Origin of the sequence: Ruegeria meonggei (assembly GCF_900172215.1) — a bacterium.
GTDB lineage: Bacteria > Pseudomonadota > Alphaproteobacteria > Rhodobacterales > Rhodobacteraceae > Ruegeria > Ruegeria meonggei.
This window is the reverse complement of sequence record NZ_FWFP01000002.1, coordinates 277879-295696: the sequence shown is the minus strand read 5'-3', so window position 1 is coordinate 295696 and position 17818 is coordinate 277879. Positions and strand designations below refer to the sequence as shown.

General features: G+C 57.6%; 21 protein-coding genes and 1 pseudogene. 14 read left to right on the top strand and 8 right to left on the bottom strand.

The window, feature by feature from the left end:
• Window positions 1-3 precede the first annotated feature (3 nt).
• Window positions 4-3057, top strand: a complete 3054-nt coding sequence (locus RUM8411_RS04140; RefSeq protein ID WP_085821374.1) for an efflux RND transporter permease subunit — start codon at window positions 4-6, stop codon at window positions 3055-3057.
• 58 nt (window positions 3058-3115) lie between these two features.
• Here the strand turns inward: RUM8411_RS04140 and carB are convergent, their stop codons facing one another.
• Complete coding sequence (gene carB / locus RUM8411_RS04135) at window positions 3116-6460, bottom strand: carbamoyl-phosphate synthase large subunit (RefSeq protein ID WP_085821373.1); 3345 nt, start codon at window positions 6458-6460, stop codon at window positions 3116-3118.
• A 178-nt stretch (window positions 6461-6638) separates the two neighbouring features.
• Here carB and RUM8411_RS04130 point away from each other — a divergent pair, with 178 nt between their 5' ends.
• The 4 genes from RUM8411_RS04130 to aspS all read left to right on the top strand — a co-directional run bounded on the left by RUM8411_RS04130 (window position 6639) and on the right by aspS (window position 10889).
• Window positions 6639-7766 (top strand): aminodeoxychorismate synthase component I, encoded by a 1128-nt coding sequence (locus tag RUM8411_RS04130; RefSeq protein ID WP_085821372.1) that lies wholly within the window; start codon window positions 6639-6641, stop codon window positions 7764-7766.
• Window positions 7721-8368 (top strand): aminotransferase class IV family protein, encoded by a 648-nt coding sequence (locus RUM8411_RS04125; RefSeq protein WP_085821371.1) that lies wholly within the window; start codon window positions 7721-7723, stop codon window positions 8366-8368. The genes RUM8411_RS04130 and RUM8411_RS04125 overlap by 46 nt, the downstream gene beginning before the upstream one ends.
• Window positions 8365-9036, top strand: a complete 672-nt coding sequence (locus RUM8411_RS04120; RefSeq protein ID WP_085821370.1) for a CPBP family intramembrane glutamic endopeptidase — start codon at window positions 8365-8367, stop codon at window positions 9034-9036. The genes RUM8411_RS04125 and RUM8411_RS04120 overlap by 4 nt, the downstream gene beginning before the upstream one ends.
• Before the next feature lie 77 nt (window positions 9037-9113).
• Window positions 9114-10889, top strand: a complete 1776-nt coding sequence (aspS, locus tag RUM8411_RS04115; protein ID WP_085821369.1) for an aspartate--tRNA ligase — start codon at window positions 9114-9116, stop codon at window positions 10887-10889.
• A gap of 49 nt (window positions 10890-10938) precedes the next feature.
• Here the strand turns inward: aspS and RUM8411_RS22680 are convergent, their stop codons facing one another.
• Window positions 10939-11100: a hypothetical protein gene (locus RUM8411_RS22680; protein ID WP_159453851.1), complete on the bottom strand. Its 162-nt coding sequence runs from the start codon at window positions 11098-11100 to the stop codon at window positions 10939-10941.
• A gap of 1 nt (window position 11101) precedes the next feature.
• Window positions 11102-11817, bottom strand: a pseudogene (locus tag RUM8411_RS04110) (response regulator transcription factor).
• 134 nt (window positions 11818-11951) lie between these two features.
• Here RUM8411_RS04110 and mce point away from each other — a divergent pair.
• Together mce and RUM8411_RS04100 are read left to right on the top strand one after the other, a co-directional pair.
• Window positions 11952-12356 carry a methylmalonyl-CoA epimerase gene (gene mce, locus RUM8411_RS04105; protein ID WP_085821368.1) on the top strand — a complete coding sequence of 135 codons (405 nt, stop codon included), beginning with the start codon at window positions 11952-11954 and terminating at the stop codon, window positions 12354-12356.
• Window positions 12357-12377: 21 nt separating this feature from the next.
• Window positions 12378-12653 carry a DUF1467 family protein gene (locus RUM8411_RS04100; RefSeq protein WP_085821367.1) on the top strand — a complete coding sequence of 92 codons (276 nt, stop codon included), beginning with the start codon at window positions 12378-12380 and terminating at the stop codon, window positions 12651-12653.
• 3 nt (window positions 12654-12656) lie between these two features.
• Here the strand turns inward: RUM8411_RS04100 and RUM8411_RS04095 are convergent, their stop codons facing one another.
• Window positions 12657-13352: an EI24 domain-containing protein gene (locus RUM8411_RS04095; RefSeq protein ID WP_085821366.1), complete on the bottom strand. Its 696-nt coding sequence runs from the start codon at window positions 13350-13352 to the stop codon at window positions 12657-12659.
• Window positions 13352-13930, bottom strand: a complete 579-nt coding sequence (locus RUM8411_RS04090) for a nitroreductase family protein (RefSeq protein ID WP_085821365.1) — start codon at window positions 13928-13930, stop codon at window positions 13352-13354. Before RUM8411_RS04090 ends, RUM8411_RS04095 begins: the two co-directional genes overlap by 1 nt.
• Window positions 13931-14066: 136 nt before the next feature.
• Between RUM8411_RS04090 and RUM8411_RS04085 the strand changes: the two genes are divergently transcribed.
• The gene (locus tag RUM8411_RS04085; RefSeq protein WP_085821364.1) at window positions 14067-14342 is read left to right on the top strand and encodes a DUF167 domain-containing protein; all 276 of its coding nucleotides are present in this window, start codon (window positions 14067-14069) and stop codon (window positions 14340-14342) included.
• On the opposite strand, the gene RUM8411_RS04080 is transcribed toward RUM8411_RS04085, so the two are convergent.
• The gene (locus RUM8411_RS04080) at window positions 14330-14578 is read right to left on the bottom strand and encodes a DUF8831 family protein (RefSeq protein ID WP_085821363.1); all 249 of its coding nucleotides are present in this window, start codon (window positions 14576-14578) and stop codon (window positions 14330-14332) included. The genes RUM8411_RS04085 and RUM8411_RS04080 overlap by 13 nt on opposite strands.
• 122 nt (window positions 14579-14700) lie before the next feature.
• Here RUM8411_RS04080 and RUM8411_RS04075 point away from each other — a divergent pair, with 122 nt between their 5' ends.
• The 5 genes from RUM8411_RS04075 to RUM8411_RS04055 all read left to right on the top strand — a co-directional run bounded on the left by RUM8411_RS04075 (window position 14701) and on the right by RUM8411_RS04055 (window position 16640).
• Window positions 14701-15408 carry a M48 family metallopeptidase gene (locus RUM8411_RS04075; protein ID WP_085821362.1) on the top strand — a complete coding sequence of 236 codons (708 nt, stop codon included), beginning with the start codon at window positions 14701-14703 and terminating at the stop codon, window positions 15406-15408.
• A complete protein-coding gene (locus RUM8411_RS04070) occupies window positions 15405-15773 on the top strand; it encodes a YigZ family protein (RefSeq protein WP_085821361.1) in 369 nt (122 codons plus the stop codon). Before RUM8411_RS04075 ends, RUM8411_RS04070 begins: the two co-directional genes overlap by 4 nt.
• A 70-nt stretch (window positions 15774-15843) precedes the next feature.
• A complete protein-coding gene (locus tag RUM8411_RS04065) occupies window positions 15844-16095 on the top strand; it encodes a DUF6455 family protein (RefSeq protein ID WP_085821360.1) in 252 nt (83 codons plus the stop codon).
• Between the two features lie 15 nt (window positions 16096-16110).
• On the top strand, window positions 16111-16383 hold the full coding sequence (locus tag RUM8411_RS04060) for a DUF6455 family protein (protein WP_085821359.1): 273 nt from the start codon (window positions 16111-16113) through the stop codon (window positions 16381-16383).
• Window positions 16380-16640, top strand: a complete 261-nt coding sequence (locus RUM8411_RS04055; RefSeq protein WP_085821358.1) for a DUF6455 family protein — start codon at window positions 16380-16382, stop codon at window positions 16638-16640. The genes RUM8411_RS04060 and RUM8411_RS04055 overlap by 4 nt, the downstream gene beginning before the upstream one ends.
• Here the strand turns inward: RUM8411_RS04055 and RUM8411_RS04050 are convergent, their stop codons facing one another.
• Window positions 16641-16883 carry a CDGSH iron-sulfur domain-containing protein gene (locus tag RUM8411_RS04050; protein ID WP_085821357.1) on the bottom strand — a complete coding sequence of 81 codons (243 nt, stop codon included), beginning with the start codon at window positions 16881-16883 and terminating at the stop codon, window positions 16641-16643.
• Between the two features lie 228 nt (window positions 16884-17111).
• Between RUM8411_RS04050 and RUM8411_RS04045 the strand changes: the two genes are divergently transcribed.
• On the top strand, window positions 17112-17300 hold the full coding sequence (locus RUM8411_RS04045) for a hypothetical protein (protein WP_085821356.1): 189 nt from the start codon (window positions 17112-17114) through the stop codon (window positions 17298-17300).
• Window positions 17301-17401: 101 nt separating this feature from the next.
• Here the strand turns inward: RUM8411_RS04045 and RUM8411_RS22445 are convergent, their stop codons facing one another.
• Complete coding sequence (locus tag RUM8411_RS22445; RefSeq protein ID WP_143534818.1) at window positions 17402-17758, bottom strand: hypothetical protein; 357 nt, start codon at window positions 17756-17758, stop codon at window positions 17402-17404.
• Window positions 17759-17818 lie beyond the last annotated feature (60 nt).

Here is a 17818-nt window from a genome sequence, read left to right as displayed (position 1 = left end):
CAGATGAACATCGCACGCGCCTCTATCGACCGGCCGATTTACACGTGGCTGGTCATCGTGATTGCCCTGTTTGGGGGTATCTGGGGTTTCCTGTCGTTGGGCCGATTGGAAGATCCTGCCTTCACCATCAAAAACGCCGTTATCGCCACCCAATATCCCGGCGCCACTGCGGAACAGGTGGCCCTTGAAGTGTCCGAGCCTCTGGAATCTGCCATTCAGCAGATGGGCGAAGTCGACACGATCACCTCGATCAATCAGCCCGGTTTCTCGCTGATCGAGGTTGAAATCAAATCCACCTATGATGGAACTGAATTGCCCGAAATCTGGACCAAACTGCGCGCCAAAGTGCGTGATGCATCCCGAGCTTTGCCGTCTGGTGCCGAGCAGCCTTTTGTCAATGACGGGTTTGGCGATGTGTTCGGGCTGTTTTACGCGGTGACTGCGAATGGATTTTCGGACGCCGAAAAACACGAATTGTCCACGTTCCTGCGGCGCGAGTTGCTGACGGTAGACGGTGTCGCGGATGTTGAGGTTCAGGGCCTGCCGAACGAGGCAATCTTTGTTGAGCCCGATTTGGCTATTTCCGTAAACCAGAACGTCCCCCTGCAAGCTATCAACGAGGCGATTGCCAACGCAGATTCCGTCAATGCATCGGGGTCTGTCCGGTCAGACGATGGCCGCACAACGATTCTGACGGCCGAAGGGTCTGACACTGTTTCCGCGATTGCCGGCCTATCCGTCGGATCGCAGGGGCAGGTTATCAACTTGTTCGACATGTCGAATGTGTATCGGGGCCGCCAGACCGACCCCGAGGTCATGATCCGCTTTAACGGCAGCGAAGCGTTCACACTGGGGGTCGCGGGGCTGTCGAGTGAAAACATCGTCGAGGTCGGCAAACGCGCTGATGAAAAATTCGCCGAACTGGACCCACAAATCCCGTTCGGAGTCGAGATCCTTCCTATCTATCAACAGCATGTGGTGGTCGAGCAGGCCTCGAACGACTTTCTGGTGAACCTTGCGATGTCGGTCGCCATCGTGGTGGCCGTGCTGGCGGTTTTCATGGGATGGCGCGCGGCTGTGGTCGTGGGTTCGACCCTGTTGCTGACCGTAGTGGGAACGCTGTTGTTCATGTCGATCTTCTCGATCGAGATGGAGCGGATTTCGCTAGGAGCCCTGATCATTGCCATGGGTATGCTTGTAGACAATGCCATCGTCGTGGCCGAGGGCATGCAAATCGCAATGCTGCGCGGTAAGAATTCGCGCGATGCAGCTGACGAGGCTGCATCAAAGACGCAAATCCCATTGCTGGGGGCTACGGTCATCGGGATCATGGCCTTTGCTGGCATCGGCCTTAGCCCGGATGCAACGGGTGAGTTCATGTTCTCTTTGTTTGCGGTGATCGGGATCTCGCTGTTGCTGAGCTGGGTTCTGGCTTTGACGGTGACACCGATGCTGGGGCACTACTTTTTTCAGCAGGGCAAAGAAGGCGCAGTGGATGCCTATGGAGGGGTCATGTTCCGTGTTTACGGTCATATTCTGCGCTGGGCCTTACGCTTTCGCTGGCTGGTGATCGCCGCGCTTGTGAGTGTGACAGTTGTTTGTTTCGCCGGGTTTGCGCTGGTCAAACAGCAGTTCTTCCCTGACTCGAACACGCCGCTGTTTTTTGCACACTACAATCTGCCACAAGGCACACCCATCGCCCGCACCGCTGCCGATATGACGGTGTTCGAAGATTGGCTGGCCAAGCGTGAGGACGTCGTCTCGGTGACTACTTTTGTCGGGCAGGGCGCAACCCGGTTCCTGCTGACCTATGAGGCAGAAAAACCAAACCCCAGCTATGGTCACATGATCATTCGCACGGAAACTCTGGACGATATTCCAGCACTGCAGGCGGACCTGGACGCATTTGGATCAGCGCAGTTCCCCGAGGGAACGTTCCGCACAAAGCGCTTGATCTTTGGCCCCGGCGGCGGGGATCCGATCCAGGCGCGGTTCTCGGGCAGTGACCCTGCGGTTCTGCGTCAGTTGGCGGACGAGGCCGTGTTGAAAATGCGCGCCGCTTCACCCAACGCGCTGAACGTCTATCACGACTGGCGCGAACAGGAACTGGCGGTTCAACCGATCTATGCAACCGAACGTGCCCAGACTGCTGGCGTCACCCGCGAAGACATTGCGGCCACGCTGCAATTCTCAACCGATGGAATTACCGGCGGTGTGTTCCGCGAACGTGATCGTCTGATCCCGATCATTCTGCGACGCCCGGCAGACGGGGCCTACTCGATTGTGGATCAGGTGGTCTATTCGGACCAGTCAGAGAGGTTCGTTCCCATTGAGCAGATGGTCGATGGGTTCGAATACAAGGCGCTGAATACGCTGGTTCATCGCCGTGACCGCGTGCTGACCATCACAGTCGGGGCCGACATCCCGCCGGACATGACCGCAGCGCAAGTCCATTCCGAGGTGCGTCAGGCCATCGAAGAAATGGACCTGCCCGCAGGTTATCGTATGGAGTGGGGCGGTGAGTTCGAAAATGCAGGCGAGGCCAATGAAAGTCTGGGGCGCCAGCTGCCGCTGAGCCTGTTGATCATGGTGCTGATATCAGTGCTGATCTTTAACGCAATACGCCAACCGATCATCATCTGGTTGCTGGTGCCGATGTCGGTGAACGGTGTCGTGATCGGTTTGTTGGGCACAGGCCTGCCGTTCACCTTCACGGCGCTGCTGGGTTTGCTCAGCCTGTCGGGGATGCTGATCAAAAACGGCATCGTCCTGGTCGAGGAAATCGATCTGGTCCGCGATTCCGGCAAAGGCTTGCACGAGGCGATTATCGAGGCCTCGGTCTCGCGTCTGCGGCCGGTCATGCTGGCGGCGATCACCACCATTCTGGGGATGGCGCCTTTGCTGACGGATGCGTTTTTTAGATCGATGGCGGTGACCATTATGGGCGGTCTGGCCTTTGCCACGATCCTGACGATGGTGGCTGCGCCGGTGTTCTACATGGTGTTCTTCCAGCGGGAAGAGAGGCGAAAGCACGCGCACCCGCAAGCCATTGTTTAAATGAAAAACCCCCGGCCATCGACCGGGGGTTTTGCTTTATCGAATGTGTGGGGCGCGCTTAGCCTTGCAGCGACTTGACCTCAACATCCCCTTCGGCCTGTGCCTTGATCGCCAGCGCGGCGGCGTGGCTTGCGGCAGCAGTGGTGTAGTAAGGGATTTTGTCATACAGCGCGATGGAACGAATGGATTTGCTGTCCTCGACCGCTTGTGCACCTTCGGTTGTGTTCATCAACAATTGAACCTGACCATCCTTGAGCATGTCCGCGACATCAGGGCGTCCCTCATAGACCTTGTTGACCACATCGCAGGGCACATCCTGATCCGCCAACCAGCTTTGAGTGCCGCGCGTTGCGACCAAGGTAAAACCCTGCTCGACCAGTACTTGCGCCGCCTCAAGCATTGCCGGGGTCTTGTCGGCATCCTTGATTGAGATGAAGGCGCGCCCCGATGCGGGCAACACCATGCCAGCGCCCATCTGCGCCTTGAGGAAGGCTCGTGGGAAGTCACGGTCCCAGCCCATCACTTCACCGGTTGAGCGCATTTCCGGGCCCAATATGGTATCGACACCAGGGAAGCGGGCGAATGGCAACACGGCCTCTTTCACCGAGAACCACGGCATATCCGGATCGGCCAGTGTCATCTGATCGGCGATCTTGGTGTCGTCGACGGTTTTGTAGGGTGGACGCTTCGGGAAATCCGCCAGCTTTTCACCGGCCATGACACGCGCTGCGATCGAGGCAATGGCGCTGTCGGTGGCCTTGGCGACGAAGGGCACGGTGCGCGAGGCACGCGGGTTCACTTCGATCAGATAGATCTCGTCATCCTTGATTGCGAACTGAATATTCATCAGGCCTACAACGTTCAGCGCCTTGGCCAGTTTGAACGTCTGATCCTTGATCTGGCCAATGATCTCTTTGGACAGCGAATATGGCGGCAGTGAACATGCAGAGTCGCCCGAGTGTACGCCGGCCTCTTCGATATGTTGCATGATGCCCGCAACATGCACGTCGGTGCCGTCGCACAGGGCATCCACATCCAGCTCAACTGCGCCGGACAGATAGCTGTCCAGCAGCACGGGACTGTCACCCGAGACCACCACAGCCTCGTTGATGTAGCGCCGCAGCTGATCCATGTCGCGCACGATTTCCATGGCACGACCACCCAGAACATACGACGGGCGGATCACCAGCGGAAAGCCGATCTCTTCTGCAATTTCAAGTGCCTGTGCGTCGGTCGAGGCAATCCCGTTTTTGGGCTGTTTCAATCCCAGATCGTTGACCAGCGCCTGGAACCTTTCCCGGTCTTCCGCCAGATCGATTGCGTCGGGCGTGGTGCCCAGGATCGGAATGCCTTCTTCTTCCAGCGCGTTGGCCAACTTCAGCGGGGTCTGGCCGCCGAACTGAACAATAACACCGTGCAAAGTGCCGTTTTCCTGTTCTTTCGTCAGGATTTCCATGACGTGTTCAAAAGTCAGCGGCTCAAAATACAGGCGGTCCGAAGTGTCATAATCGGTCGAGACCGTCTCGGGGTTGCAGTTGATCATGATGGTTTCATAACCGGTTTCAGTCAGCGCGAAACAGGCATGGCAGCAGCAATAATCGAATTCGATCCCCTGACCGATCCGATTGGGGCCACCGCCTAGAATGACGACTTTTTTGCGATCCGAGGGCCGTGCTTCACACTCGACGTCTCCCATCATCGGGGCCTCATAGGTCGAGTACATATAGGGTGTCTGTGCTTCGAATTCGGCCGCACAGGTATCAATCCTCTTGAACACTGCGGCGACGCCCAGATTGCGGCGGGCACGGCGAACATTGGCCTCGTCCCGACCGGTCAGATTGCCCAGACGCGCGTCAGTGAAACCCAACATCTTGAGCTTGCGAATGCCGTCTTCGGTCATTGGCAAACCGTCCTTGCGAACGGCGCGCTCGGCCTCAATGATCTCGCGGATGCGGGCCAGGAACCATGGGTCGAACTTGGTGACGCCAAAGATTTCATCATCCGACAGACCATGGCGCATGGCCTGAGCGATGGTGCGCAAGCGATCCGGGGTCTGCTGGCTGATCGCCTTGATCACGGCGGCCTTGTCGTCAGCTTCGTCCCAGAGCCCTACATTCAGGCCGGGAATTTCAATCTCATCAAACCCGGTCAGCCCAGATTCCATCGAGGCCAGCGCCTTTTGCATCGATTCGTGTATTGTGCGGCCGATCGACATTGCCTCACCCACCGATTTCATTGCGGTGGTCAGGTAGGGTTCCGAGCCAGGGAATTTCTCGAACGCGAATTTCGGGATTTTGGTGACGACATAGTCAATGGTTGGCTCGAACGACGCGGGCGTGACCTTGGTGATGTCATTGTCGAGCTCGTCCAGAGTATACCCAACGGCCAGTTTCGCCGCGATCTTGGCAATCGGGAAACCGGTTGCCTTGGACGCCAGCGCCGAGGATCGCGATACGCGCGGGTTCATCTCAATCACGACCATCCGGCCATCATCGGGGTTGATTGCCCACTGCACGTTCGATCCGCCGGTTTCGACTCCGATTTCACGCAGAACGGCGATCGAGCCGTTGCGCATGATCTGATATTCTTTGTCAGTCAGTGTAAGCGCCGGTGCCACAGTGATCGAGTCACCGGTGTGTACGCCCATCGGGTCAATGTTCTCGATGGAACACACGATGATGGCGTTGTCGGCGGTGTCGCGCACCACCTCCATTTCAAACTCTTTCCAGCCCAGCAGGGATTCATCGACCAGGATCTGGTTGACGGGTGAGGCATCCATGCCCGAGCGACAGAAATGGATGTAGTCCTCGCGGTTATAGGCCACACCACCGCCGGTGCCACCCAAGGTAAAGGCGGGGCGGATAATGGCGGGCAGGCCGATCTCTTCCAACTCGTCCAACGCCATCTGAACGCCTGCGTCCAGATCGGTGCTGCCGTTGTCGCGTTTTGGGGCTGTGATGATTGTGGCTTTGGGGTTTTCCAGTCCAAGCCGGTCCATCGCCTCGCGGAACAGCTTGCGGTCTTCGGCCATCTCGATGGCATCCCGCTTGGCGCCGATCATCTCGACCCCAAATTTGTCCAGCACGCCCATCTCTTCCAGTGCAAGCGATGTGTTCAGGCCGGTTTGCCCACCCATGGTGGGTAGCAATGCGTCGGGGCGTTCTTTTTCGATGATCTTGGCGACAACCTCGGGCGTGATGGGTTCGATATAGGTCGCATCGGCCAGTCCTGGATCGGTCATGATCGTGGCGGGGTTCGAGTTTACCAGAATGACCCGGTACCCTTCTTCCCGCAGCGCCTTGCAAGCCTGAGCGCCGGAATAGTCGAACTCGCACGCCTGACCGATAACAATGGGGCCCGCCCCGATGATCATGATCGACTGGATGTCGGTTCTTCTCGGCATGGCCTCATTCCTTTGATTGTCAGCGAGTCGGGGCACCGCCCATGCGCCCAAATTGTCCTGCGTTATAGGGACCGCGCGAAAAGGTTCAAGGGCTATCGGAATCGGCGGTGAAATTGCCGCTTTCCCCTCTTTCCCTTAACGCCGTATTCTCTATACCGCGGAGCACGGGAAATTGAGGATGCACTTGCGTATTCGTTTCGATCAGGGACCTGCCGGACCCGGAACCAGTTTCGACCGGCCGGTCAGAGTGATCCGCGCTGACACAGCGGAAGAAGTGCCCCAGGCAATGGCGGCGCTGGATCAGGCACGCGCCGAGGGCGCTTGGCTGGCAGGCTACGCCAGCTATGAACTGGGTTATGCACTGGAACCCTGTCTTTTGGATCGTATGCCAGCAGGGCGCCGCTTGCCGTTGCTGTGTTTCGGCGTCTACGACCGCCCGTCTCTCCGCGAGCTTCCCCCTGCGGACGGAGGCGTAACGGCGTTTCAGCCCCGCTGGGACGAGCCGCGCTATTCGCGAGCCTTTCGTCAGGTTCATGATGCGATTGGGGCAGGGGATATCTATCAGGCCAACCTGACCTTTCCGATCGACCTGACGGTCACGGGCGACAGCGCTGCGTTTTATTCCGCACTGTCGGCAGGTCAGCCGGTGGGACACGGCGCATTGGTTCAGCAGGACGGGTTGCCCGATCTGCTCAGCCGGTCGCCGGAATTGTTTTTTTGCACCGATGCTGATCGTGGGATTGAAACCCGTCCGATGAAAGGCACTCAGCCGCGCAGCGACGACATGGCCGAGGATGCGCGCCGCCGGGCGTTCCTGTCGATCGACGAAAAGAACCGGGCCGAGAACCTGATGATCGTCGATCTACTGCGCAACGATATCAGCCGGGTTGCTCTGGCCGGGTCGGTCAAGGTGCCAGAGCTGTTCAAGGTGGAAACCTACGCGACCGTGCATCAGATGATCTCTCTGGTGCAGGCGCAACTGCATTTGGGTGCAGAGCTGTCGGATATTCTGACGGCACTGTTTCCCTGTGGTTCGATCACCGGTGCGCCCAAGATCCGCGCCATGGAGATTCTGTCCGAGCTCGAACCCTGGCCCCGCGACATCTATTGCGGTGCCATCGGCTGGGCGGCCCCGGATGGCCGGTCCGCGTTCAACGTCGCGATCCGCACGCTGATGGTCGAGGATGGCACCGCTACGCTGAATGTCGGCGGCGGCGTGATCTGGGACAGCACCGCCCCGTCCGAGTATGAGGAAGCGTTATGGAAAGCCCGCTTTGCCCACCAACCGACCCTGACTTCCGCTTGATCGAGACCCTGGCCTTGCGACCGGGGCAAGGGTTTGTACGGCGCGACCGGCATCTGGCCCGCATGGCGCGTACGTCAGCCAGGTTGGGTTTGCCGTTCGATTTGGATCGGGCTATTGCAACATTGGATAAGGTCACCGCAATAACACCATTGCGGTGTCGCCTGACACTGGCAATGGACGGGCAGTTTGCCGTGACAACCGGTGTGCTGGCCGCAAACCCTTCGGTCTGGCGGGTAAATGTCGCCCAAGCGCGCCTGACCTCTTCTGATGTCTGGTTGCGACATAAAACAACACAGCGCGCGATCTACGACACGGCCCGCGCCTCTCTACCACAGGGAATTGACGAACAGGTTTTTCTGAACGAACGCGATGAGCTGTGCGAGGGCACGATCACCAATCTGTTTCTGGAGATGCCCGATGGGCGCGCACTGACCCCGGCTTTGTCCTGCGGTTTGTTGCCCGGCATATTGCGTGAGGAAATGGTTGATAAAAAACAATTTACCGAAGCTGTCCTAACCTTGGTCGATCTGCAAAACGCGCAAACCGTCTATGTCGGGAATTCCTTGCGTGGCCTGATCCGGGCAGAGTTGATAGCGCAGTGAACAAGCAAGGCGATTGGGCAGACACCGGAGCGCTTTATGTGCGTATGCGTTTGGAATTTGGGCTGTTTTTCATCGCCGTGCCGATACTGATCGCCGTATTTTTCCCGTCCAACTGGATGTTTCCATCGCTGTTCACCTTCACGGGGATTGGCATAGTGCTGTTGCATTTCACGCCGGGGTTTGCCTGGGCAGAGTTGCGCTATAACTGGCGCAATTGGTCTTGGGCCGAGCTTGCCGGTTTCACCGTTGCAATGACACTGGTTTGTTCTGCGCTGGTGATGGTGCTGCGCCCCGACGCAGCCTTCTTTTTGCTACGCAACCGGCTTGAGTTTCTGGCGGTGATCTGGCTGGGCTATCCGGCGCTTTCCGCGTTGCCGCAGGAGTTGCTGTTTAGATCTCTGTTTTTCCGCCGCTACCACGCGATCCTGCCCGACGGACGTTTCGCTCATCTTCTGAACGCATCGCTGTTTTCCCTGGCGCACCTGATGTACTGGAGCTGGATCGTCGCCATCATGACGTTTGCCGGAGGGCTGCTCTTTACCTGGGCTTATCGCAGTCGCGGGTCGTTTTTCTTAGCGGTCTTGCTGCACGCAATTGCGGGTAACATCATCTTTGCGGTGGGTTTGGGCATCTATTTCTACTCAGGCAACGTGCAAAGGCCGTTTTGATGGCCCAACTTGCCTTGACTTTCCGGGCCTGACGCGGTGTATCGGCGCGACGAATTCTGCGCCCGAAGGGATATTTCATGCACGCCTACCGCAGCCACACCTGCGCCGCACTGACCGCCGCCAATGTTGGTGAAACCGTCCGCCTGTCCGGTTGGGTGCATCGGGTCCGAGATCACGGTGGCGTGCTGTTCATTGACTTGCGCGACCATTTCGGCGTTACGCAGATTCTGTGCGACGGCGACAGCGCGGCCTTTGCCGAGCTTGAAAAAGTCCGTTCGGAATGGTGTGTCCGTATCGATGGCACGGTCAAGGCACGCGCCCCCGAACTGGTGAACACCAAACTGCCAACTGGCGAGATCGAAGTTTACGTGCGCGAGCTTGAGGTTCTGGGCGCGGCTGACGAACTGCCCTTGATGGTGTTCGGTGATCAGGAATACCCCGAAGAAACCCGCCTGCGCTATCGCTATCTGGACCTGCGCCGCGAAGCGATGCAGCAGAACATGACTTTGCGTTCGGACGTTGTATCCTCGATGCGTCGCCGCATGTGGGACAAGGGTTTCCGCGAGTATCAGACACCGATCATCACGGCCTCTAGCCCCGAAGGCGCGCGTGACTTTCTGGTGCCCTCGCGCCTGCATCCGGGCAAGTTTTATGCCCTGCCGCAGGCCCCGCAGCAGTTCAAACAGCTGATCATGGTGTCGGGTTTCGACAAGTACTTTCAAATCGCGCCGTGTTTCCGTGATGAAGACCCGCGCGCTGACCGCTCGCCCACCGATTTCTACCAGCTTGACCTTGAGATGTCGTTTGTCGAGCAGCAGGACGTGTTTGACACGATCCAGCCGGTTTTGACGGGTGTGTTCGAAGAGTTCGGTGGCGGCCGTAAGGTAGATCAGGACTGGCCGCAAATCTCCTATAAGGACGCGGCTCTGTGGTATGGCTCAGACAAGCCCGACCTGCGTAACCCGATCAAGATGCAGGTGGTTTCAGACCATTTCCGCGGCTCTGGCTTTGCCATCTTTGCCAAACTGCTGGAACAGGACGGTACCGAAATCCGCGCCATCCCCGCGCCCACAGGCGGCAGCCGCAAGTTCTGTGACCGCATGAACGCTTTTGCCCAGAAAGAGGGTCTGCCCGGTATGGGCTATATCTTCTGGCGCGATCAGGGCGAAGGTATGGAGGCTGCGGGCCCGCTGGCCAAAAATATCGGCCCAGAACGCACGGAAGCAATCCGTCAGCAACTGGGTTTGGGCGTAGGCGATGCCGCGTTCTTCCTGGGTGGCAAGCCCAAAGCCTTTGAGAAGGTTGCAGGCAAGGCGCGCGATGTGATCGGTGAGGATTTGAACCTTACCGAAAAGGACCGTTTCGCCTTTGCCTGGATCGTGGATTTCCCGATCTATGAGCAAGACGAAGAAAGCGGCGCGATCGACTTTGAACACAACCCGTTCTCGATGCCGCAAGGTGGTATGGAGGCGCTGCAGGGCAACCCTCTGGACGTGCGCGGGTATCAATACGACCTGGCTTGTAACGGATATGAACTGGTTTCAGGTGCGATCCGGAACCACAAGCCCGAGATTATGCTCAAAGCCTTTGAGCTGGCCGGGTATGGCGAAGACGAAGTGAAAAGCCGCTTTGGCGCCCTGTTCAACGCATTCCACTATGGCGCGCCGCCGCACGGGGGCTGCGCTGCGGGTATCGACCGGATTGTGATGCTGTTGGCAGATGAGGCCAACATCCGCGAAGTCATGATGTTCCCGATGAACCAACGCGCCGAAGATCTGATGATGGATGCGCCCTCTGATCCGACTTCGGATCAGTTGATGGAACTTGGTCTGCGGATCATCCCGCAGGAGTAACACTTTGCCCGTCGCAACCTCCGCGGCGGGCTTTTTACTTTGGGCAGGCTTACTTGGGGCAAGCCTTGTGATGCCCAGATTCCTGCCCGCCCCTATCCAGAGGGTTGCCCAACGTGCCACGTGCATCCCGGATGTTGCGCGCCGCTGTGCGGGTCTGGTGATAGGCACAAAGGCACAGGATTGATGCGGTGATGAAATAAGCTGTCGCCACGTTAGATCGCCTCGCGTTGTTCCAGTCGGGCCTGCACGATACCGGCCACCTGTGCGGCCAGCGCGGTACCGGCGTGCCTTCTGCCTGCGATGCAGCCAGTCTTTGGGCCGCATTTGCCAAAACCGTATCATCGGCGTCGCGGGCGACACCGCGCAGGAATTGCGCTGCGTAATCCAACGTCCTGTGATCGTTTGGCCCGGCCAGTACGTCGGCGATATGTGCCATGTCATCCTGATAAGCCATCGGATCAGGGCGAATGACCTCATCTCGGACGGCATGCAGGTTGTTGGGGCGGCGATCTGGGGGCAGACATTCAAGAATAAACTTCTGGAAGTAGGCCAGCGACTTTAGCGGCTTGCATAGAAATCCATCCGCGCCTGCGGTCAGCGCCGCGTCCTGCGCATAGTCATCTCCGGAACTGGCAAGGATCGCGCCAATTCGGGGCGATGAATCCGTCAGCTCGGCAATCAGATCCGTACCGGACCCGTTGGGCAAGCCGATATCAACAAGAATGACTGATGGCCGGTATACCTGCAGGTGACGCCGGGCCGATTTCAGACAATCGGCGCGCCAGATACGGGCGCCGCTGTGCTAACACATCAGACGGATTGCGTCGCAGACATAGCGGCTGTCTTCGACAACCAGAATGGTCTGGCCCAGCAGCGGCCGCGTAGCCGTCGGCTGCGCGGGAGAAGCGAAGGGTGTCGAATCGTCCATGGCAAAACTCCTAATCAGCAGATGCCTCACGCTAGGAACTTCCGGCTAACACAGGGTTAACGGCAATTTGGCGCACTTGTTCTTTGCCCAATCAGCGCTCATAACCGCCGCAACGCAGAATAGAGGAGAGTTCCATGATTGGTCGCCTGAACCACGTCGCCATTGCCGTTCCTGACCTTGAGGCCGCGTCCGAGCAATACCGTAGCGCACTGGGCGCAAAGGTCGGCGCGCCCCAGGACGAACCGGATCACGGCGTTACGGTCGTGTTTATCGAACTGCCCAACACCAAGATTGAATTGCTGTACCCGCTGGGTGACGACAGCCCGATCAACGGGTTTCTGGAGAAAAACCCTTCAGGCGGAATTCACCATGTCTGCTATGAGGTTGATGATATTATCGCAGCCCGGGATCACCTGAAGGAAACCGGGGCTCGGGTTCTGGGATCGGGTGAACCCAAGATCGGTGCCCATGGTAAACCCGTGCTGTTCCTGCATCCCAAGGATTTCAATGGCTGCCTGGTCGAGCTAGAGCAGGTATAATCCAATAGAAATGAGGCTGTCATGACGATCACTGCCGCACTGGTTCTGTTCTCTGTTATCTGGTTCATGACGCTGCTTGTCGTATTACCGATCCGTATCAAGACACAGGGCGATCTGGGCGAGATTGTTCCGGGCACCCATGCGGGCGCGCCGGAAGTGCATCACATGAAGAAAAAGCTATGGATCACCACCGGGATCTCGGTGGTGCTGTGGGGAATCATTGCCGGAATAATTATCTCGGGCGTGATTTCTGTGCGTGACTTTGACTGGCTGAACCAACTGGAGCCGCGCGGCTGACCGTCAGGGCGTTGACCCTGACAGTTTGTGATAGATATGGGTGAAAGTGGCGACCCCGATGATCGGGATCACCAGATTCACCAGCGGCACCGTCAGGGGGATGGCCATCAGGGTTCCTGCAAGCCAGATGGTGCCCGTGTGCTTGGTGCGCAGCAGGCGCGCACCGTCCCGACCAAGCCGGCGCATAGCGGCGAGTGTGAAATACTCCCGCCCCAGCAAAAATCCGTTCACGGCCCAAAAGATGAACAGCGTCAGAGGTGGAAAGATCGCATAAAGGATCAACGCCAGCAGGTTGGCGACGACCAAAACGCCCATAAAACTCAGCGCATCAGCGATGCTCTCACGCAGTGGGATGCCGGGCACACCGGGCAGGGTGGGATAGTTCTTATCCTCGACTGCTTGCGCGACCTCTTCCAGGAACAACGAAATGATGGCCGAGGCCACCGGCATCATCAGGAAAACCGGCAGAACCAACACCAAAAAGATGCCTGAATAGTTCAGCACGTCGTTCAGCCATGGAACCGCACCAATAAACGGCAGCGATATTTCATCCCCCGACAGCCAGTTGATCAACCAGATCGCCCCGGCACAGGCTGCGATCAACAGCGCAATCGTCAGGCCAACGCCGCGCAGCAGGACAGAACGGAACCTGGGGTCACCAATCTGACCAAGGGCCGCGAAAAAGGCGTTGAGGATCATCATTCTGAAACCCACTCGGTCAGGGTGGTCACATCCGGGCGCGGACGTTCGGGTGGGGTATTGCTTTCGGTGGCAATGTGGATCAGGCCCGCGACGCGTTCGTTGTCCTTCAGATCGAACGCCTTTCGGCAGAACCCCTGATCATGGGTTTGCCAGCCTGACAGCCAGTTCGCGCCCCATCCCGCAGCAAGCGCGGCGTTCAAAAGCGCCAGGCATACTGCTCCGGCTGAATAGGTTTGCTCGATCGCCGGGATTTTGTCCGAAGGCTTTTGGACTTCGATCACCGCAACGGCCAATTGGCCCAAATCGAACTGGCTGCGCGCCTTTGTGATATCGTCGGGTGATCTGCCCAATGCATCGCCGCAATCCTGCGTCAGTTCAGAAAGGCGGGCCATTGCCCCTTTTTCCAATACGATGAAACGCCAGGGCTCTAGCTTGCCGTGATCGGGGCTGCGGGCTGCAGCCGTCAATAGGGGCAAAAGCTCTACCCGTGAAGGTGCCGGAGCAATCAGTGTCTTTGCCGGGCGCGACCGCCGCACTTGCAGAAACTCAAGGGCAGCCGGGTTATTCAAGGACATATGTTAACTTCCTTTACATGGGCAGTCTGTATCTGGTTGAGCATCTGGCAGGTTTCAAGAGCAAACAGCTGGATTGGCTGGATCAATTTCATTCCCCAGCCCCCCATGCAAGAGTGTTTGAGATCAGGAGAGGTCTATGGCGAAACCAAAACTGCGTGACATGCCCGATCTAAGCGGCCTCGCAATACCCGGTGCTGCGATTGCGGTGCGGGTCACACCCAAGGCAGCTAAAGACAGCATCGTTGTTGACATTGGTGCGATACGTATCACCGTCACGGCCGCACCGGAAAACGGCAAGGCCAACGATGCCGTGCGCAAGATACTCGCAGCGGCACTGGGTGTTGCGCCCTCGGCCCTGATCTTGAAACAGGGGCAGGCCGCGCGGGACAAGGTGTTTGTCTATGCGCCCTGAGGTGGTGTCTCGTGAATCTGATACACCCCTTCCGGCAGATCCAGCGCCGCGGCCAGATCGCGCACCTGTTCGGGTGAAAGGGTTATCTTTTGCATCTGGTCCGTGCGCGGGTCCAACTGCTCTATTGTTACACATTCAGCAAAGCTGTTGATGACAACATCCTCCTGCAAAGGCTTGGCGCCTTCGTCCACCAGAGTAATAACCGTCGAGTCGAATTCATGCTCAATCGAAAACATGCAACCAGAGTGCCGGGCGCGCGCGCGCAATGCAACCCGCTCAATCGCAATCCGGCAGTGGCGATCCTGCTGACACCGCGCTATGGTTTTTCAAACGGGGTCGCCGTTTCAAAGGAATATGAATGCGCCGTTTGACCTTTTTGCTGTTTCCCCTGGTGCTGGCGACCTGCAGCACCGACACCCCGCGTATTCAGCCGGTGACCGAATGGTCGCAGGAATCCGCGGACTTTCAGGTTGAGGCTCGAACCTTTCAGGAAATTAGTCGCAAGGTTGGCAAGGAAGCGCGCGCCGAATGTCTGCGGCAGGCCAAGGTCAGCAATTGTGATTTCACGATTCTGGTCGATCTGAATCCGCGCGCGCCTGCCAATGCCTTTCAGACCGTAGACGACAGAGATCAGCCAGTTATCATTTTCACCCGCGCGATGATCCAATCGGCGCAGAATGCGGATGAGCTGGCGTTTGTGATGGGGCATGAAGCAGCCCACCATGTGTTGGGTCACATCGGTCGACAGACGCAAAACGCAAAAGAAAGCGCCGTCATCTTCGGCGATCTGGGAAAGCTGTACGGTGAAGACGGGAAAGACCTTGAACGCTCGCAGAAACTGGGGGCCGAAGTTGGTACTCAGATCAATGTGAAAGAATTTGAGCTTGAGGCCGATCAGCTTGGTACCATCATTACCCATAACGCGGGCTATAACCCGCTGGTCGGCGCAAAGTACTTCGCCCGCATTCCCGATCCGGGTGATCGTTTTTTGGGCACGCATCCGCCAAACGCGCAGCGCGTTCAGATCGTTCTGGATACCGCGCGCCAGCTTGGGCTGACAGAATGACGGCGATAACACGGCTTGGTGTGATCCTGACAGATCGCGGGTCGAAATACGCGGTGTCCGGAGCCCCGGTTCAGTCGCGAGCTGACGTAGATGCGGTATTGCGGGACCTCAAATCCGACAAATCTTATGCAAAGGCCACGCACAACACCTGGGCGGCCGTTTTACCGACGGGTGCGCTCAAGGCTGATGACGGTGAAAGTGGCGCAGGCATGGTGATCCTGCGCATGTTGGATCGCGCCGGGCTTGAGGGGCACGTCGTGATAGTCACCCGTTGGTACGGCGGCAAAAAGCTGGGCGGAGATCGCTTTCGCCGCGTGCAGGACGCCACGCGGGCCTATCTGGATTACATCGGCACCAGGCTTTGACCTGAGTCAAATGGCCCAACGCCAACTTGAGCTATCCTTCCCCGTACGTGCGAAAGGGAAAGGACATTCAATGCCCAACCGAGAAACGCTGAGGCTGCATGCTGGTCTTGTCGACCGGATGGCCACGAAACTCGGGGTTGATCTGGAAAATGCAGCGATCGGTGGGGATGTCTCGATCGATGAGATTTCTGACGCTGTCATCCGATGTACGGATTGTCCGAACCCGGGCCATTGCCAGGCTTTCCTGGATCGTGATGAAATCGCGCAGCGAACACCGGAATATTGCCGGAACCAGGACCTTCTCAGTAAATTGATACCCTAGCCGCTGGAGCGTACAATGCCGCGTCTCGGACAGATCATGACCCATTTCCGTCTTGTCCAGCAAATGGGCAAGACCACGGGTACGGATGTGGTCGCAGCACATCGAAAGGGGTATTTGTCGCAGCAGGACTGGGCGGACATGATCGAATTCTGTCGCGGTTGTAGCTGGGCCAAGGAATGCCCGAATTGGCTAAGCCGGCATCACGCTGCCAGCAATGCTCCGGAAGCATGCATCAATCAACAGCGCTTTGCCGCACTGAAGGCACTGCAAGAGCAGGAAATGAGATGACGCGGGACGTATTGGGAGATGTTGAAAAGCACTTTTGGCTCACCCGATCCGTCGCGCGCTGCATGAATATCTCTCTGGCCGAGGCGATGGTTGAAGGCCGTCTGTCGGCCGACAAATACGCCGAGTTGGTGACACGTTGCCGAGCGTCTAGGTGCAGCGGGCGGTGTATGGCGTGGCTGTCCGAGCTGCAATCCGAAGCGAGCGCCGCCCCGGATTTTTGCGCCAACGCTGATCTTCTGAATGCGCTGAAGGTCTGATTAAAGTTTGGAATGCGACCCGTCACACAGGGGCATCTTTGCGCTATGTTTGCAGCCGCAGAAAAAGACCTTTTTGCTGCTGTCAGCCGTGTATTTGACGGGTTCGAACTCCGTGCCCTTGTGCGATCCATCACAAAAAGGTTGCCGTTTGGACTGCCCGCAGGAACACCAGAAATAGCTTTTTCCTTCGGTTACTTCGATCGGGTACGGCCCTTTTTGAGCGATGTTTGGGCTATCTGACATTTGGCTACTCCGTCTTTGGCTGATGTCCAGAAATATTCTAGAGTGATACGCGAAAAACGGTAGAAGTTGCTCAAAAAACTGCTGATTTTGATCACCTTACAGGCGTGGTTTCGCCTTTACTCACGATCATGTGATTGAAATCATTGCAATGACGCCACGGAGACCGTATTCTGATTCCGGCCCCGAATTCTTGGGCAAAATCAGAAATTTAAAAGAGGATTGACGGACATGAAACTCAAATTTGCTGCCGTTAGCGCAATTGCCTTGGTATTGGCTGCATGCTCGCAGCAAGAGGAGCCGACCCCGGTTTACATCACGCCCGAGTATGACAAGTTTGGCACACCAAGCTGCCCGGCTGGTACCGAACTGGCGACAACCGAAGCAGGTCAGACCGTGTGTAACCCGGTCGCACAATAAGCATTCCGCGGGCGGCTTTTGCACAAGCCGCCCGCACCACCCCTTGTATCTGCGCCGCCCTCGGGGCGGTTTTTTGTTGCCTGCCCTTCGTCGATTGGGGGTCAGTAACGATGGCGTAACCCCCGACGGTGATAGTTCCGGTGCTGAATGCCGTATTTCTGTGGGATGTAGTAAGGCGACTGCCGTTTCGGGTGATGCCCCAGCCGCAAACGGCGATGACGCTTGACAGGCTTGACGAAGTGCACCTTCGGCCTGGCTTTGTGGTGATGCGGTCTGGGCGCGACATAATACCTTTGCACGCGATGTTTGCTGCGGAGGATGCCTGACGACTTGGAACCTACAACTATGACACCGCCTGAACTGATGCTGATACCATCGGCGTAGACGGGCACGGCAACAAACTGAGCAGCGAGGATCACCGCAACGCATTTCAGCGTAAAGGGGCGAAGACGGGACATTGGACTCTCCTTCACAAGGGTTCCGGGTGTCCTGACATGATCCGCGATTTGCAGAGCAAC

Coding starts and splice junctions, on each gene's coding strand:
- RUM8411_RS04140 (WP_085821374.1), top strand. CDS start 4: ATGAACATCGCACGCGCCTCTATCGACCGGCCGATTTACACGTGGCTG.
- carB (WP_085821373.1), bottom strand. CDS start 6,460: ATGCCGAGAAGAACCGACATCCAGTCGATCATGATCATCGGGGCGGGC.
- RUM8411_RS04130 (WP_085821372.1), top strand. CDS start 6,639: ATGCACTTGCGTATTCGTTTCGATCAGGGACCTGCCGGACCCGGAACC.
- RUM8411_RS04125 (WP_085821371.1), top strand. CDS start 7,721: ATGGAAAGCCCGCTTTGCCCACCAACCGACCCTGACTTCCGCTTGATC.
- aspS (WP_085821369.1), top strand. CDS start 9,114: ATGCACGCCTACCGCAGCCACACCTGCGCCGCACTGACCGCCGCCAAT.
- mce (WP_085821368.1), top strand. CDS start 11,952: ATGATTGGTCGCCTGAACCACGTCGCCATTGCCGTTCCTGACCTTGAG.
- RUM8411_RS04100 (WP_085821367.1), top strand. CDS start 12,378: ATGACGATCACTGCCGCACTGGTTCTGTTCTCTGTTATCTGGTTCATG.
- RUM8411_RS04095 (WP_085821366.1), bottom strand. CDS start 13,352: ATGATCCTCAACGCCTTTTTCGCGGCCCTTGGTCAGATTGGTGACCCC.
- RUM8411_RS04090 (WP_085821365.1), bottom strand. CDS start 13,930: ATGTCCTTGAATAACCCGGCTGCCCTTGAGTTTCTGCAAGTGCGGCGG.
- RUM8411_RS04085 (WP_085821364.1), top strand. CDS start 14,067: ATGGCGAAACCAAAACTGCGTGACATGCCCGATCTAAGCGGCCTCGCA.
- RUM8411_RS04080 (WP_085821363.1), bottom strand. CDS start 14,578: ATGTTTTCGATTGAGCATGAATTCGACTCGACGGTTATTACTCTGGTG.
- RUM8411_RS04075 (WP_085821362.1), top strand. CDS start 14,701: ATGCGCCGTTTGACCTTTTTGCTGTTTCCCCTGGTGCTGGCGACCTGC.
- RUM8411_RS04070 (WP_085821361.1), top strand. CDS start 15,405: ATGACGGCGATAACACGGCTTGGTGTGATCCTGACAGATCGCGGGTCG.
- RUM8411_RS04065 (WP_085821360.1), top strand. CDS start 15,844: ATGCCCAACCGAGAAACGCTGAGGCTGCATGCTGGTCTTGTCGACCGG.
- RUM8411_RS04060 (WP_085821359.1), top strand. CDS start 16,111: ATGCCGCGTCTCGGACAGATCATGACCCATTTCCGTCTTGTCCAGCAA.
- RUM8411_RS04055 (WP_085821358.1), top strand. CDS start 16,380: ATGACGCGGGACGTATTGGGAGATGTTGAAAAGCACTTTTGGCTCACC.
- RUM8411_RS04050 (WP_085821357.1), bottom strand. CDS start 16,883: ATGTCAGATAGCCCAAACATCGCTCAAAAAGGGCCGTACCCGATCGAA.
- RUM8411_RS04045 (WP_085821356.1), top strand. CDS start 17,112: ATGAAACTCAAATTTGCTGCCGTTAGCGCAATTGCCTTGGTATTGGCT.
- RUM8411_RS22445 (WP_143534818.1), bottom strand. CDS start 17,758: ATGTCCCGTCTTCGCCCCTTTACGCTGAAATGCGTTGCGGTGATCCTC.